This is a genomic window from Paenibacillus farraposensis (genome assembly GCF_020736845.1).
In the GTDB taxonomy this organism is placed as follows: domain Bacteria; phylum Bacillota; class Bacilli; order Paenibacillales; family Paenibacillaceae; genus Paenibacillus; species Paenibacillus farraposensis.
On the sequence record NZ_JAFFQR010000015.1, the window covers coordinates 35,188 to 50,414 of the forward strand.

The following is a 15,227-nucleotide window of genomic DNA, read 5'->3' on the forward strand; positions in this document are numbered from 1 at the left end:
CATAAATTCGCCAAAAGAAAGGTGGAACTATTATGAAAACGCCGTTAAAGCAAACATGGGATCTGGAATCTATATTCAGCGGAGGCTCCTCCTCTGCCTCATTCCATGCATTTTTGGAGGACTTGGAGGGTAAAGTCCAACAGCTGCAATCCCAGCTCAAAACAGCCAAAATACCGCAAACGTTATTGGATACCGAGCAGCTGGACAGTGTGCTGAATAGCATGCAGGAGTTGTTTAACGGAGCGTCACAGGCAATGTCCTTCGTCTCTTGTCTAACTGCACAAAACCAACACGACAAGCTGGCTGTCCAACTGGGGGCACGCGTGAATACGCTGTACGCACAAGGGAAAAGTGCCTTGGTATCTTTCCAGAACCTGCTGGCACAAACCAGTGAAGAACTATGGCAAAAGTGGATGGAGCGGGAAGCCATCAAGCCGATTTCATTTGTTCTGACTGAATATCGAAACGAAGCGCGTGAAAAAATGGCACCTGAGCTGGAGGGCCTTGCATTGGATTTGGCTGTGGATGGCTACCACGGCTGGGGTGATTTTTATGACACCATTGTTAAAAATATGACGATTCCTATACCAGAGAACGGTGAGATCGTAAATCTGTCTGTAGGGCAGGCAGCTAATAAATTGGATGAACCGGACCGCAGTGTGCGTCAGAAGGTGTTTGCACGTTGGGAAGAGGCGTGGACGCAGGTGGAGGACTATTGTGCGGATACGCTGAATCACCTGGCAGGCTTCCGTCTCAAGCTGTATGAAAACCGCGGCTGGACAGACGTACTTAAGGAGCCGCTCGAAATCAGCCGTATGTCGGGGCAGACGCTGGATACCATGTGGCAGGTTATCAATGAAACGAAGCCTGTCCTGGTCAAATATTTGGAGCGAAAGGCAAAGCTGCTTGGTTTAGATAAGCTGTCCTGGCATGACGTGGAGGCTCCTTTGGGAGCATCGACGACCAAAATCCCTTACGACGACGCAGCTGTTACGATTGTCGAGCAATTTGGCAAATTTAGTTCCAGAATGGCTGATTTTGCCCAAATGGCTTTTGAGAAAAGCTGGATCGAAGCAGAGGATCGTCAAGGCAAACGTCCTGGAGGTTTCTGCACATCTTTGCCATTAAGCCAAGAGACCCGGATTTTTATGACCTATGCAGGATCAGCGTCCAACGTTTCGACACTGGCCCATGAACTTGGACATGGTTATCACCAGCATGTAATGAATGAATTGCACCCGCTCAATCAAAATTATGCCATGAACGTGGCTGAGACGGCGTCTACGCTGGCAGAACTTATTGTGTCGGATGCTTTGCTGGAAGCCGCCGAGGGGCAGGAAAAGGTAGCTTTGCTGGAGGACAAAATCCAGCGTGGTGTGGCCTTCTTTATGAACATTCATGCCCGTTTCCTGTTTGAAACCCGTTTTTACGAATTGCGGAAAAAAGGGGTGGTAGGAGCGCAGCAGCTGAGCGAGTTAATGGAGGAAGCACAGCGGGAAGCGTTCAGCGGAGTTCTGAACGAAGTGCACCCTCATCTTTGGGCATCGAAGCTGCATTTCTACATTACGAACACACCTTTCTACAACTTCCCTTATACATTCGGGTACATGTTCAGTGCAGGGATTTACGCTTTTGCGAAGAATAATCCTGATGGCTTTGCAGACCAATACGATGCTTTGCTGCGTGATACAGGCCGTATGACGGTGGAAAAATTGGCAGCCAAACATTTGGGCGCTGATTTAACACAGGCTGATTTCTGGCGGAATGCCGCGCAAGTCACCGTTCAAGATATTGAGCAATTTTTGCAGATGACGGAATAAAAGATATCCGCTTTAAGCAGGTCTCCTCAAAAGGAGGCCTGTTTTGCATTCATCGCAGAAGATGAAGAAAGACGTCACAATATGTCGAAGTATTATCGATATTACCTGTTGGTGAAATTTAAATTAATGGATTTATTTAAAAAATAGTAATAAATACCTATTTATGTTTAAAATGGTTGTAAACTTAAAAATATTCACATATAATCGAGTCGAAAGACCTATTAATAATTCAAAAAAAGGTGTATAGGAGGAATTTTGTGGTGAGTAATTTGGATCAATTTTCGTTAATGAGGCAGCTGGATATTGTTTTTAAAGAATTGGATCATGAATTGGCCGGTTTGTCGTCAGGCACCGTATTTGTACAAATACGCAACAATGTGATTGGAAAATTCGGAATCAGGCATAATCCAATTGCAGGGAAAGGCGGCACATTCACAGCAGTAGAGCCAGGATTGTCTGCAAAGCATCGTGAAGAGTTTCGACGTATGGCTTTGGAAACACTAGATCACAAGCGCAGCTGGACACATGGCGAAATTGCTTTCGATTTTGCCGTCAGACAGGGGATTATTCTGGTGGATGCTACGCTGGAGTCGAATTATAATATGGCGAATCTTATGATCCGTTATAACAAGCCTACATACCGAAAGGCGAATTCGGAATAACTCTCCATACAAGAGCGAAGCAAAGGCGGTTTTCCATTGGAAAACCGCCTTTGCTGTATACCGATCATAACGCATTTTGTTAAATGACGATAAACGGATTGCTCATGTGGAATAATGACGCTTATTGACCTGAACGGCCTGATAATTGCTGTTCGGCCAGTTGTACTAAGCGTTTAGTGATATAGCCCCCGAGAGAACCAGCTTCACGGGATGGCATATCACCATAGTAACCGTCTGCCGGAATGGTGATGCCCAGTTCTTGCGCAGCTTCATATTTCAATTGTTGCAGCGCGTTGTTGGCTTGAGGAACGATCAGCGTATTGCTATTGTTGCGACGACCTCTGCTTTGATTGGCTTCATACATGTGTAGTCACCTCCTTCGGCTGTGATAAGCTTAGTATGTGACAGTGTTATGAAAATATGCGCCGAAGGAACGGAAGTATAAAAAGAGAAATTATGGTTGTTGTATATAAAGTTGAGTTTTGAGGCTGATGGATTGCCGGGGCTCCAGACGAATCAATCCGCCTTGTCCGGCAGGATCAGGTAAATTGGGAGCATCAGGCAGCCAGGTATAAGGTTCAATGCAGAAATATTGATCGCATTCACCTTTCGTATACAAAACCCAGTACTTAAAGTAATGCTCATCTGCTGTATAGTGAATTTGATAACCGTCATCTCTAGTCAATAGCGCTTCAGCAGGGCCTTCGGAAGCCCGTAACAGGGTATCCAAATTCGTGCCTTTCAGCGAAAGCCCCGAAGGGAGCTGTTCCAAGTCATTCAAAGGAGTAATAACACCTGTAGGGAGCTGTTCGGCATCCTGTTCATATACTCCGTTTACAGGCAGCTTCAGGCTCCAGCGCCCGGGTTCTCCATCCACCATAAACCAGGTGTGATATCCCAGACCGAATGGAGCTGCTTTTTCACCCAAATTCGTGACTTGCAGTGTCTGGCTTAATATAGGTCCCTGTAAGCGGTAAGTCATTTCCAGACGCAAAGGAATAGGGAACTGCTCCATCCAATGCGGGTCACTTTCTGTCAGCAGCTCGGTAGTTACGCTGCAACCATCCTCATCCTCTTCAATATCACTGCAGCACCAAGCTTGATTGCGGTGCAGACCGTGTATGTGATTGTCATTGGCTGTATTTCGATCGAATGGATAGGAAATGCCGTCAAACTCAAATTGACCCTTGCGGATTCGGCCAGGAGGGATCAAAATCGGCAGGCCAAAATGATAAGGCTTTTGTAAATAAAAAGCCAATTCTTCCTCGGCGGGACGGCGTACGATGTCCCGGTTCAGCTTCAGATCACGTACTGAAATGATATTATTCCCGAGACGGGGAATCATCGTAACTTCCAGTTCAGGGCTATGTAAAACATACGTGTCGTAACCGTTCCAGTGTTCTTTGGTCACTTGTTTCATTTTCCATGCTCCTTTGTCCACTATAATCGGTTGAAGCTTTGCCTTGTGCCATTATGATAACAGATTTTTGGGTGCAGGGTACAATCGTCATTTGACAATAACATTATACGGATTTATCATTAAATGTAATTTAGAAAGTAATGACATGGATAACGCGATGATGAGGACAAGTAAGCTTCGCGCAAGCTCTTCAGAAAGCCGGTGGCAGATGAGAACCGGTGAGCCCGCATTGCTGAATGGACCTCGGAGTGCCGCACAGAACAGGATGTGACCATCCTCAGTATGACGGCCGATTGCTCCCCGTTAACGGAGCTTTAAGATTGCAGGCGGTCAGGGGCATGTCCCGAGAAGCTGCAGGCAATGAATAAGGGTGGTACCACGGTCTCGCGTCCCTTGAGGATGCGAGGCTTTTTTGTGTTTCAAATGAATCCAATCTCAGGAGGAAGGATAACCATGAAAACTGTACTTTCAGGTATTCAGCCCAGCGGACAGCTTACTTTGGGCAATTATATCGGTGCGATGAAAAACTTCGTCAGACTGCAAGATGATCACCAATGCTATTTTATGGTCGTAGACCTTCATGCGATTACCGTACCGCAGGAGCCGGCTCAATTGCGCGAACAGTCAGAGGCAGTGGCGGCACTATTTATTGCAGCAGGCATTAACCCGGAGAAATCCAACGTCTTCTTGCAATCCCATGTTCCTCAGCATGCGGAATTGGGATGGTTAATGACAACGCTGACGAATATGGGCGAACTGGAACGTATGACTCAGTTTAAGGACAAGGCGGCTGGCAAGGAATCTGTAGGAGCGGGCTTGTTCGTATATCCGTCGCTGATGGCAGCAGACATCTTGCTATACAATGCGGATCTTGTCCCGGTAGGTGAAGATCAAAAACAGCATTTGGAGCTGACACGTGATTTGGCAGGACGTTTTAATCACCGTTATGGAGAGTACTTTACGGTTCCCGAACCTTATATCCCTGAAGTAGGGGCAAGAATTATGTCTCTGGACGATGCATCCAAAAAAATGAGCAAGAGCAACCCGAATCCCGGCAGCTATATTGCTTTGCTGGACGATCCGAAGATTATAAGCAAAAAAATCAGCCGCGCTACCACCGATTCCGGCAGCGAAGTAAGATATGATCCGGCAGGTAAACCGGAAATTAGCAATCTGATGGGCATTTACAGCCAATGTACCGGTTTGTCGCTTCAGGAAGTACAGGATCGCTTTGAAGGCCAAATGTATGGAGCGTTCAAAAAGGAACTGGGAGAGGCTCTTGTAGCCACGCTGGAGCCTATTCAGCAGCGATATCGTGACATCCGGGAATCCGGTGAGATTGGACGGATTTTGGCCCAGTCCTCAGAGCGAGCGCGGGAAGCGGCTGAATTCACGCTGACTGCAGTCAAAGAGCGCATGGGCTTTCTACCCCGTTTGCGTTAAAAGCATACGACAGTCAGCGCAATCAGATGCACGGTCAGATCGGCTAGGAGCGGCGCTGACGGGCCTTGATCACAAAGCCCCAGCCAATGTTGCCTACAGATAAAAATCCAAGTAAAATGGCTAACCATGCGGAGTAACTAATCGATATAGCGGCTGCCGTCAGCAGTACAATGGATGAAACGGCGAACCATAGGGATAAACCTTTGCTCATGGCAAAAACCTCCAGCCTCGAATGTTGAATTTCAGGAATAAGCAGGTGTAAGCGAGCCATAATAATCTTGCAAGCTTGCAATGAACCTCACTCACAAAGAACTGAAAGGAGATTCAAATATGAGCAGACGTCGTTCAAACAACCTGCAAGTGCCGCAGGCCAACGCCGCTTTACAACAATTAAAATATGAGGCCGCTCAAGAACTGGGCATCACCATCCCTCAGGACGGTTACTTTGGGAATGTCGTTTCCCGCGAAACCGGATCACTTGGGGGATACATCACGAAGAAGCTGGTCCAACAAGCAGAGCAATCCTTGTCTGGCAGCAGCCAAATGCAGTAATACACATAAGCATTCCATCTTGGAAGTTGTATTATGAGCAACTGTGATGATGAAAATCCGGAGCAATCATGCTCCGGATTTTTTGCGCGCATGGCTTATGACCATTGTGAAGCACACAAGTCTGCTTCGTCAAGAGGGCGCTTTCATTGCGGTTTTATACACACAGCAAACAGCAGGTCTCCTTTGATATTGGAGACTTGCTGTTTGCTGTGTGCACTATAACCTGTAAACCATCTTTAATTCATATGAGGGGAGAGACGTTTTTCCATCTTTTCGTGACTGAGCCAACCGATATAGCTGTCGATCAGTCCGAACTGCTTATTCATCACGGCAACGGCGACGAATGGGTATTGTCTCCGGTGATGATACCTCACGTCTGCCCATCGCACAATGTAGCCCCATTCCCGTTCCTCCACCTCGGCAACAGCAAAGGAGGAAAAATAGCGAAATGCCTGAACATCACGGTATGATTTGGAGGCTTCTGCAGCCGGATGTGTGGATGGAACGGCATGTTTCTTCCAGAAGAGACGTTTTCGATGCAATCCGCCAATATCATAACTTCCATTCTGATGAGCTTTTACGACATGCCACCGGTTCCATGAAACAGTGGGGATGATGTAATAGGTATCGCCTTTTTGGCGCTCATTGTCCATATTATGCACCCTTTTTTCGAGACGAAAGTGACTCCAGGTACGCCAGACGTAATACAGGCCGATCGCGGCGTACAGTGTAATAAATAAGGGGGCGGGCGGGATCAGTCCGGTGATCCACAGCATAATTGCAGCAATGTGAGTGCCGAAAATAAAGGGATCAAAGATGTGGATGATATTCCATGATATCCACTTTTGCGTAAAAGGCCGGAATGCCTGTGTCCCATACGTATTGAACAAATCGGTGAATACATGAAGACAGACGGCAATCGTTACCCAGAGTGCCACATGGCTTGTGGACACATCGCTGAAGATAAGGCTAATTAGTCCCGTTATGGACAAGATCCATATCAGCCAGAAGGGAATGGAATGTGACATTCCACGGTGATTGCGAATGTAGGCAGCATTGTTCTCTAAGCGAAACAGGGTATCAAAATCCGGAGCTTGTGACCCTACGACCGTAGCGATCAGAATGACTGCCGCCAATTTTGGATCTTCGGCGACGGCAGGATCAGTGTAGGCCAGCCCGGCCAACCCAATTCCCATGACAAAGTGTGTGGCTGTATCCATATCTGTCGCTCCTTTTGACTATATCCTGTACTTATTACTACCCAAATTTTCTGTAAACGATTAGCAGGGGCGATTAGCGCCCAATTGTGAACGTTTTGTGCGTTTTCTGTCAAACTTTTTAAGGGTGGTGTATGATAAAATTTATATCGGAGTTCAACTTACTCCCGAATTCATATATCTCTAAGGGGGAGTTACTCACAATGAATAATATTAGTTTTAAGACTTCTTCGGATGCGGCTACCTATTCAGTACAATCTAAACCACCCGGCAAAGCAGGCACATGGAAAGATTTTATTACAGTCACCAAGCCAGGCATTCTTCGTACAAATCTGGTTGCGGCCTTTGGTGGATTCTGGTTAGCATCGCAATGGGACGTTGACTATATAAAGTTAATTCTTACACTTTTAGGCACAATGCTGGTTATGGCGTCTTCTTGCGTCTTTAACAACTATTTTGATCGCGAGCTGGACCTGAAGATGGAGCGTACGCGTAATCGTTCGCTGCCGACAGGACGCCTGACCCCTACGACGGTGCTTTCATACGCCATTATTTTAGGCATTGCCGGACTGGCTGTGCTGTTCTCCTTTTCCGGTATCAAGGCAGGATTACTGGGGATACTTGGCATGGTCGTTTACGTCGGTATTTATACACTATGGCTGAAGCGCTCATCCACATGGAGTACATCCATCGGTGGTATTTCAGGTGCAATGCCTCCGGTAATCGGCTATGTGGCTGCTTCCGGTCGTATTGATATGGGTGCCTGGCTCCTATTCGCTTTGTTGTTCTTATGGCAGCCGCCTCACTTCTGGGCACTTGCAATTCGCAGAGTCGAGGAATATCGTGCAGCAGGATTTCCATTATTGCCAGTCGTGAAGGGCATTCATCGGACCAAAATTCAAATGATTCCTTATATTGTGCTGCTGATTCCGGTACCCATTCTCATGTACGTTTATGGTTATGCTGGCCTGATATTCATGATTGTGTCCGTATTATTGTCCGTACTCTGGGCATTTTATGCCTTTAAAGGTTTTACAATTAAGGAAGAAGAAACGAATTCCTGGGCTAAAAAAGTATTTTTCTTTTCCATTAACCATCTGACACTCAGCTTTCTGCTGATGATTATTAATACGGTTCATAAGTTCTAACCTGATTTTTGAAACAATTGGTTAGAGGATATCTAGCTGTCCAGTAGGCGAAAACACGGCCTGGGACAGCTTTTTTGTTGTTCAAAATTGGAGATCAGCAGGGTATAAAACATATTCCTCCAGCCCTGCTTTTTCCAATTGAGCAATCACATATTCATCCGGAGTGCCTTCCACGCCAGCATACCCTTTGCGGGTATACATATGATATGCATCCGGAAAAGTGTCTGCAAGCACACCCCTTATTTTTTTTCCCGAGCTGTCATTGTCCATAAATAAGTATATCTCGTCATGTTTGGCCCGCTTGCGGAGGGACTCCAGCTTGGTAGAGTTTAAAGTGCCGAAGGTGCATAAAATGCGGACCTCCGAGTCCAGCAGTCGGCGAAGTTTACTGCGGTCATTTTTTCCTTCAACAATCACGGTGATCGCCATTTGCCCACCCCCTGCTTGATGCCTTTGCTCGAAATTCCCCGGGAAATGAATGAATATGTGTATAGTGTAGCTCTAAATGAGGTTCTCATGCAAAAAAACAATAAAACGGCCTGCCAGAAGCGGCAGGCATGATTGCTGTGCTATAACAGTAAAAACATACATTTACATGATCCAAGGTGTACGGAGAATGATGACGAGCAGAACATAAAGAACAAGAATGGTGCCAGTTGATGTTCCGAATCCAGCGTAGGGGGTAGGGCAAGGATGGCAGTGGCTCACGGGCTGCACCTCCCTTCCTAATAAATGTTCAGTCAAAATAGTCTATGTTATCAGGGATATATGGTACTGTGCATTCGCCCTTGGTTCGGCATTTTGGGCTTTATAGGGCAAATAATTCAGACGAGCTAGGAATGATATGGTCCCGGGGAAGATAGTGGCGGTGTTGAAGATAAGCGCCGAACCGGAATGAGCAGCAAGCCGAGCATTAGTATTAAGAACGCAATAAAAAAAGGAGAAAGATGATCTGGCAGCTGACCTGACAGAACAGGCCCGGCAAAGGAGCCAATGGACGTCGCAATAGATTGCAGCGCAAAGGTTTTACCCAGGCGTGTACCCCCTAGCTGTATAAAGAGAGAAGCCAGGGCAGGAAAAATAATTCCTTTGGCTGTTCCCAGAATAAAAAGGATAATGCCAATGACCGCTTCGGGGACAATGGCAAGCGCGTAGAAGCTTAGGGACATCAGAATAATGCCACAAATCAGTCGAATCATCGACGAATATTTGTTAAGAAAAAGCAGGCTGAGCGTGCAGAGCGCTCCCAAACTGATGATCGAAAATAGCAGACCGGTCGACATTATGGACGCCGAACCGTTATTGCGCAATGGGATCTCATAAAATAAAATGCCTTGTGCACATGCCAAAACAAAGGGCACGAACAGATAACGCCAATTGAATGGTATCAGTGGCTGTGACCCGGACTGTGGTGAAGGTGCTGTCTGTCCATCGGATAATTGAGCCTGCGGAGCGGGGGCCGATTTTGGCAGGGTGAAATACGCCATGAGTCCCGTGATTACGAGAATGATGCCAAGGGAGCTGAACGTTTCACTAAAGCCAAAGCTGGCTACGATGAACGCACCCGCCGCGGGAGACAGGACAGAGGCCAAAGTATGGACGACGCCGTGTCCTGACATATAGTTGCCCTGTGTAACCGGATGATCGGATAGCTGCGCCAACATCGATAGACAGGCCGGGGACAAAAAGGCCAGCACAAAACCACTAATCGCACGCAGAAACAGCAATTCCCACGGGGTATGGATGTACGATTGAATGATCAGGATGATGCCTGCCACTGTCAGGCTGAACATAATATAGCGGCGGCTGCCATGCTTGTCGACCATGGGACCTGCCATTAAATTGCCCGGCAGGTGAGTCAGGGAGTAAATTCCCATCATCCAGCCGATAAAGGTAGGTGCTGCACCCAGGGAGATAGCGAATGGTGTCAGAATAGGATATTGTGCATGCAGATCAAAAAAGGCAATGAACAAAAAGAGATACAGCCAGAGGGCTGTTTTCAAGCGGATGACCCCCTTTCCCGAACATAAACTTTCATGCTGCTGCGTATCGGCCCTTCCTAAGTTGTACGCTGGAATGGACGAACATAGACCATTTTGTACAGACAAGACTTGAATGGATATGCAGTGAAAAAGTGCCAAGCTGACAGGACATCACGTAATCATGTATAATTACAGAGACAATTTTGCAATTTTGAATCATGCAGTAAAAAACGGGAGTGTAGCGAAATGGATAAGAACGTCTGGAGAGAGTTTTTGGAACATAATTGGCAGATCGTTCAGGATAACTGGCTGTATATATTGATTGGGCTTGTTCTATTGTTAGTCATATTGAAGGTTGTAAGAACGCTCGTAAAATGGCTGATCGTCATTGTTGTGATTACAGGCCTACTAATCTACAGCGGTATTTCCTTTGAACAGGTCGGCAAGGTAGTGACTCAGGCAAAAGATGATGCAATTAGCAAGGTTCAGAGCGAGGCTTTGAACATGATGATAAAAGAGGGGCAGGATGCCAAGTACACCTCCAACCCGGATGGTACTTTTTCAGTAACCAGCTCCAATCTGGAAGTGAAAGGCCCGTTTGATGGAGACAAGGTAAAAGTATGGTTTCAAGGGATGCCCCTGGGCGAGTGGAGCATAGGCGATACGGTCAAGAAATATATCGAAAGTGCGAAAGACTCGGCTGTCACACAGTCGCCGCAGTCGCCGTAGAGACAGGAGGAACACAAATGAAACCATCCTGGCTGGAGCCAATTCTTCATTGGAATGGTGTGACGGTGTTCTTGACCGCCATTGTACTATTGTCGTTGATACAGGGCTGGAGAAGAGGAGCCTCCAGATCTGTAGGTGCGCTGCTCAGTCTCATTGTGGATGGCATACTGACCGTGGCGGGTATTTTGTGCTCACTTGGATTAGCTATGTGGGTTTCACCGAAGGTACAGCAATGGTTGGCGGCTTATATGGAGCATATGCCGCAGCGTGGATTGAGCGGAATTGAGCAATTTTATTACACACTTGTGGCAGGGCTTGAGGGTTTTCCTCTCCTGCGGTTTGCCGTATTATTCATGCTCGGCTATGCGATTGCTCAGTTTGTGCTGCGTGCCATTTATGTACTGGTGGTAGGCGGCAAGTTGGGTGCTCCTCCTCGTGAGCAGGGGCATAGAACAGGGTTTTTCAGCAGGATTGCAGGAGCCGGTATTGGTACGGTTATCGGCGGAGCGCGTGCCATTATGGTTATAGCCTTGCTGTTTATCGGTGTTAGTCTATATCCTAATAGCGGGTTCAGCAGCTACGTACAGGCTTCGCCGATTTATATGAAAGGTGCGCAATCGGTCATTGAACCGTTGTCCGGCACTCTGATCAAGGATAAGCTGCCCGTATTTACGCAGGCTGTTACCAAGGAATTAAACGGCATCATGCAGCGTAAATACGAAATGATCGACCGTGAAATTCCGGACGGCATTGGTCAGGCCGCGGCGAGGATTACACAGGGGGCTAAAGGTGATGAGCAAAAAGCCAGAGCGTTGTATGAGTGGGTAGGCACCCGTATCAACTATGACTATGGCAAGGTAGAAGCTTATGAGCAGAGGGGCGAATGGCATGAGCAGACTCCGAGAGATACATTTGATACACGCAAGGGGGTTTGCATCGATTATGCCCGCTTGTACGCCGTGATGGCCCGTTCCCAGGGGCTTCAGGTCAAGGTTGTGACTGGACTCGGATACAACGGACAGGGAGGCTATGGGCCACATGCCTGGAATGAAGTGTATCTAAGCGGCAAGGGTCAGTGGGTACCGTTAGATCCGACCTGGGCGCAAAGCGGGGATTGGTTTAATCCGCCTGGTTTTGCCCAGACCCATATCAAGGATAAGGTGATTTAAAAGGAGTGAAAGAGGGCACATGAGAAAAATGGATAACGAGCAGGGAAAAGACAATGAGTCGTCCGACCGAAAAAGATTCAGCTTCAGAATCAACCTGTTCTTTTTCAGCTCGTTCATTATATTTACAGTTATTATCGTAAGATTGGCTATACTTCAATTTGTGGAGGGACCTCAGCTAAAGCAGCAGGAGGCCAGCGATGTTACCAAAAACGTACCGCTTGCACCGATTCGGGGAACCATTTACGATGCAACCGGGCAGAACAGGCTCGCGTATTCTATACCAGTACAATCGTTGTACATTACACTCTCCAAAAACTACAGCGACAGTATGGAAAAATTGCGTAGCAATGACAAAAAGCTATTGCCCGAGCTGGAAAATATGGCACAAAGGCTGGCAAATCGCTTTGCTCAATATGGCGATAAAAACGAGCCGAAAATGACGGCAGAACAAATTTTGGATGCGATGGACCGGAACTATCAACGGTTTAACGGCTTTACGCCCCGCCTGATTAAAACCAATCTTAGTCAAGAAGAAGTTGCCTACTTCATGCAGCATAAGAGCGAGTTTCCAGGAGTGGATGTCGTTGAGGAAACCGTTCGCCATTATGATCCAGATACGGTGGCTGTCCAAACAGTCGGCTATATTAAAAGCTATAAAAGTGCGCGTGAATCGTTGCCTAAATATAGGGAGATTCAAGAATCCATGTCAGAGGAAAAGGACCCAGGCCTTATTTATATGGATAATGAGTCGGTTGGTTTTGATGGACTGGAATTTCAATATCAGGAGCTGCTACGGGGGAAAAATGGCTATAAAACCGTTCCGATCGATCCGCGTAATATGCCGGAAGGTGTAGATTCCATCACTCCTCCGCAAAAAGGGGACAATATTTACTCGACGATTAACAAAGAAATTCAGGTTAAGACGGAAAATGCCATTATGGATCAATTGAGATGGCTTCATACACATGCTGTATCTGGCAGTACGCATCCTTATGCCAAAACAGGCTTTGCTGTAGCCATGGAAGTGGATACCGGGAATGTCGTGGCGATGGCAAGTATGCCGGACTACGATGCGAATTATTGGCAGACTGGAACAATTTCGTCAGAAAAGTATAAAGAAATTGAACATGTCTATCAAAACGGTACAATTAGGAACGTTGGCTCTGGCCAACCTGGACAGCACCCTGATTCTACTGTACTTCTCGGATCAACTGTCAAACCATTGTCTGTTCTTATTGGATTGGAAGAAGGATTGTTTACAACAAATACGTACTATCAAGATACAGGCGCGGCTTATTTCGGACGTAACAATTCCTCACGAGTACGTAACGCATCTGGTCATGTATACGGTATAATGGACCCGGCTTCTGCTATTCGTCATTCCTCCAATGTCTTTATGGTCGATATGGTTGGCAAGCGCTTATATAACAAATATATTAATAACGCCTCAGAAGACCAAGGCGTTAATGTATGGGACCGTTATATGAAGGAGTTTGGGTTAGGCGTTTCTACTGGAGTAGACTTACCCGGTGAGTTCCGAGGATGGCGGGAGTACACGAAAAAAACAGAATCAGCACTTTCCAAATTGGCTTATGCATCCTTTGGTCAACAAGGTAAATATACACCTATGCAACTTGCGCAATATGCAGCGATGATTGCAAACAAAGGCAAACGGATGGAGCCGCATCTGGTCAGCCAAATTAAGGATGCCAACGGCAACGTGGTTCAAACCATTAAGCCTAAAGTGCTGAATGAAGTGAATTTCCCGGACGCTTACTGGAATGAAGTTATACGCGGGATGTCGACAGATGTCAGTGCCTTTAATGGTTTCCCTTATGACTTTGCCCGTAAAACAGGTACATCGCAGCAAAGTGTAGGCGGCAAGCTGAAGGATAACGGTGTGTTTATTGCCTTTGCCCCTCGACAGAATCCGAAGTTGGCGGTAGCGGTTGTCATTCCTGAAGGAGGCTTTGGAGCCTGGAGCGCCGGACCTGTAGCGCGTAAAATTTTTGATGCTTATGATGAAGTTTATGGATTGGACGGAGTGCCGAAGAAAAAAGCTGGAAATTCAGCTGTTAATGATGGAATGTAAGACTGTAAAAGTAAAGATGATTCGTGGACTTGTGCGTATAGAATGAAAGTCATTACACCTAAGTATACCAATGAGAATTAGTTCAACAGTCGTAAGGTCTGGTTTGCCTGATGGAAAGTGGATGAGAATCTGGAGAAAAACAATAAGCGTGAGGTTTGATCATTCAAGCAGATCGCGTAGTTCTTTCAAGAATGGCGGCCCATCATTTGTTTCAAAATGATGGGCCGCTAGATATATTAATGAAAGTTTATATATATCACAGTGCTTTTTCTGACAAGGAGACTTTAGAGAGCCGAAAATGTATATAGGAATATTTTTTCTTGAATTATTAAGTCGAATCTGAAGATTCATTGTTTTTGCTCTCTATGGAGCGAAAAGGCATATTTAGTGATTAATAGAAAAAGACATTGAAATGATAATATTAACAGAAAATGATATATATACATAAATTCTTTTTGAGGCATTGTGTTATATAATCAAGTTGTAGTTAAATAAACAAGGAGGTTTTTATATGCTAGATAAAAAAGTGAAAGTCTCGGGAGTGGCGTGTCTCTTGTTTTTAGCAATTACATCTTCAGCTTATGCGGATGCTTCTGTAACATCTTCAACTTATGCAGTGACATCTGTAACATCTGATGCTTATTCTAAAGTTCCTACACAAGAAAATCACTTAATACATACAATGGGAACTACGAAATCGTATAGTTGGAACGAAAGATCTGCTCCGATTTATTGTAACGGGAAAATAACAGTGCATACTTTTCCAAATACTCAAGGCGGGGATTACGCGCTTAGTGTTGCAGTTTACAAAGTAGGAGATACTACGTCTCATGGTCCATGGACGACTTACACTTTACAAAATGGTTCAAAATATAATAATAACGTTACTCTCAGTGGTCTTTATGGTTACTTTGAAGTAAGTGTTACTCCGGGTTCAGATAATGCAAAAGGAACCTTTTATGTAGATTACCATTGACAGATTTCATGAATTTT

The 15,227-nt window shown here is 46.0% G+C and carries 16 protein-coding genes; 9 read left to right on the plus strand and 7 right to left on the minus strand.

Annotation, left to right across the window (positions count from 1 at the left end; all coding sequences use genetic code 11):
• Window positions 1–32: 32 nt before the first annotated feature.
• Window positions 33–1,820: a M3 family oligoendopeptidase gene (locus JO375_RS03090; RefSeq protein WP_229523081.1), complete on the plus strand. Its 1,788-nt coding sequence runs from the start codon at window positions 33–35 to the stop codon at window positions 1,818–1,820.
• 287 nt (window positions 1,821–2,107) lie between these two features.
• The gene (locus tag JO375_RS03095; RefSeq protein ID WP_229523291.1) at window positions 2,108–2,482 is read left to right on the plus strand and encodes an O-methyltransferase; all 375 of its coding nucleotides are present in this window, start codon (window positions 2,108–2,110) and stop codon (window positions 2,480–2,482) included.
• A 121-nt stretch (window positions 2,483–2,603) separates the two neighbouring features.
• Here the strand turns inward: JO375_RS03095 and JO375_RS03100 are convergent, their stop codons facing one another.
• Window positions 2,604–2,846 carry an alpha/beta-type small acid-soluble spore protein gene (locus JO375_RS03100; RefSeq protein WP_229523082.1) on the minus strand — a complete coding sequence of 81 codons (243 nt, stop codon included), beginning with the start codon at window positions 2,844–2,846 and terminating at the stop codon, window positions 2,604–2,606.
• Window positions 2,847–2,936: 90 nt separating this feature from the next.
• Window positions 2,937–3,902 carry an aldose 1-epimerase gene (locus JO375_RS03105; protein ID WP_229523083.1) on the minus strand — a complete coding sequence of 322 codons (966 nt, stop codon included), beginning with the start codon at window positions 3,900–3,902 and terminating at the stop codon, window positions 2,937–2,939.
• 453 nt (window positions 3,903–4,355) lie between these two features.
• Here JO375_RS03105 and trpS point away from each other — a divergent pair, with 453 nt between their 5' ends.
• On the plus strand, window positions 4,356–5,345 hold the full coding sequence (gene trpS / locus JO375_RS03110) for a tryptophan--tRNA ligase (RefSeq protein WP_229523084.1): 990 nt from the start codon (window positions 4,356–4,358) through the stop codon (window positions 5,343–5,345).
• Between the two features lie 43 nt (window positions 5,346–5,388).
• Here trpS and JO375_RS03115 read toward each other — a convergent pair whose 3' ends face one another.
• Entirely contained in the window at window positions 5,389–5,556 is a 168-nt protein-coding gene (locus JO375_RS03115; RefSeq protein ID WP_229523085.1) for a hypothetical protein, read from the minus strand.
• A gap of 119 nt (window positions 5,557–5,675) precedes the next feature.
• On the opposite strand from JO375_RS03115, the gene JO375_RS03120 reads away from it, so the two are divergent.
• Window positions 5,676–5,897, plus strand: coding sequence for an alpha/beta-type small acid-soluble spore protein (locus tag JO375_RS03120; RefSeq protein ID WP_229523086.1), 222 nt, complete (start codon window positions 5,676–5,678; stop codon window positions 5,895–5,897).
• A gap of 236 nt (window positions 5,898–6,133) precedes the next feature.
• Here the strand turns inward: JO375_RS03120 and JO375_RS03125 are convergent, their stop codons facing one another.
• Window positions 6,134–7,117, minus strand: a complete 984-nt coding sequence (locus JO375_RS03125; RefSeq protein WP_229523087.1) for a metal-dependent hydrolase — start codon at window positions 7,115–7,117, stop codon at window positions 6,134–6,136.
• A 200-nt stretch (window positions 7,118–7,317) separates the two neighbouring features.
• Between JO375_RS03125 and cyoE the strand changes: the two genes are divergently transcribed.
• Complete coding sequence (gene cyoE, locus JO375_RS03130; protein WP_229523088.1) at window positions 7,318–8,262, plus strand: heme o synthase; 945 nt, start codon at window positions 7,318–7,320, stop codon at window positions 8,260–8,262.
• Between the two features lie 81 nt (window positions 8,263–8,343).
• On the opposite strand, the gene JO375_RS03135 is transcribed toward cyoE, so the two are convergent.
• The 3 genes from JO375_RS03135 to JO375_RS03145 all read right to left on the minus strand — a co-directional run bounded on the left by JO375_RS03135 (window position 8,344) and on the right by JO375_RS03145 (window position 10,265).
• Window positions 8,344–8,691 carry a toprim domain-containing protein gene (locus tag JO375_RS03135; RefSeq protein ID WP_229523089.1) on the minus strand — a complete coding sequence of 116 codons (348 nt, stop codon included), beginning with the start codon at window positions 8,689–8,691 and terminating at the stop codon, window positions 8,344–8,346.
• Window positions 8,692–8,853: 162 nt separating this feature from the next.
• Window positions 8,854–8,970 (minus strand): sporulation protein YjcZ, encoded by a 117-nt coding sequence (locus JO375_RS03140; RefSeq protein ID WP_229523090.1) that lies wholly within the window; start codon window positions 8,968–8,970, stop codon window positions 8,854–8,856.
• Between the two features lie 125 nt (window positions 8,971–9,095).
• Window positions 9,096–10,265 (minus strand): MFS transporter, encoded by a 1,170-nt coding sequence (locus JO375_RS03145; protein ID WP_229523091.1) that lies wholly within the window; start codon window positions 10,263–10,265, stop codon window positions 9,096–9,098.
• A gap of 225 nt (window positions 10,266–10,490) precedes the next feature.
• Here JO375_RS03145 and JO375_RS03150 point away from each other — a divergent pair, with 225 nt between their 5' ends.
• The 4 genes from JO375_RS03150 (at window position 10,491) to JO375_RS03165 (ending at window position 15,210) form a co-directional block, all read left to right on the plus strand.
• Entirely contained in the window at window positions 10,491–10,973 is a 483-nt protein-coding gene (locus JO375_RS03150) for a hypothetical protein (RefSeq protein ID WP_229523092.1), read from the plus strand.
• Between the two features lie 17 nt (window positions 10,974–10,990).
• Window positions 10,991–12,142 carry a transglutaminase domain-containing protein gene (locus tag JO375_RS03155; RefSeq protein ID WP_229523093.1) on the plus strand — a complete coding sequence of 384 codons (1,152 nt, stop codon included), beginning with the start codon at window positions 10,991–10,993 and terminating at the stop codon, window positions 12,140–12,142.
• A gap of 19 nt (window positions 12,143–12,161) precedes the next feature.
• Window positions 12,162–14,234: a peptidoglycan D,D-transpeptidase FtsI family protein gene (locus JO375_RS03160; RefSeq protein ID WP_229523094.1), complete on the plus strand. Its 2,073-nt coding sequence runs from the start codon at window positions 12,162–12,164 to the stop codon at window positions 14,232–14,234.
• A gap of 511 nt (window positions 14,235–14,745) precedes the next feature.
• Window positions 14,746–15,210: a hypothetical protein gene (locus tag JO375_RS03165; RefSeq protein WP_229523095.1), complete on the plus strand. Its 465-nt coding sequence runs from the start codon at window positions 14,746–14,748 to the stop codon at window positions 15,208–15,210.
• Window positions 15,211–15,227: the final 17 nt, after the last annotated feature.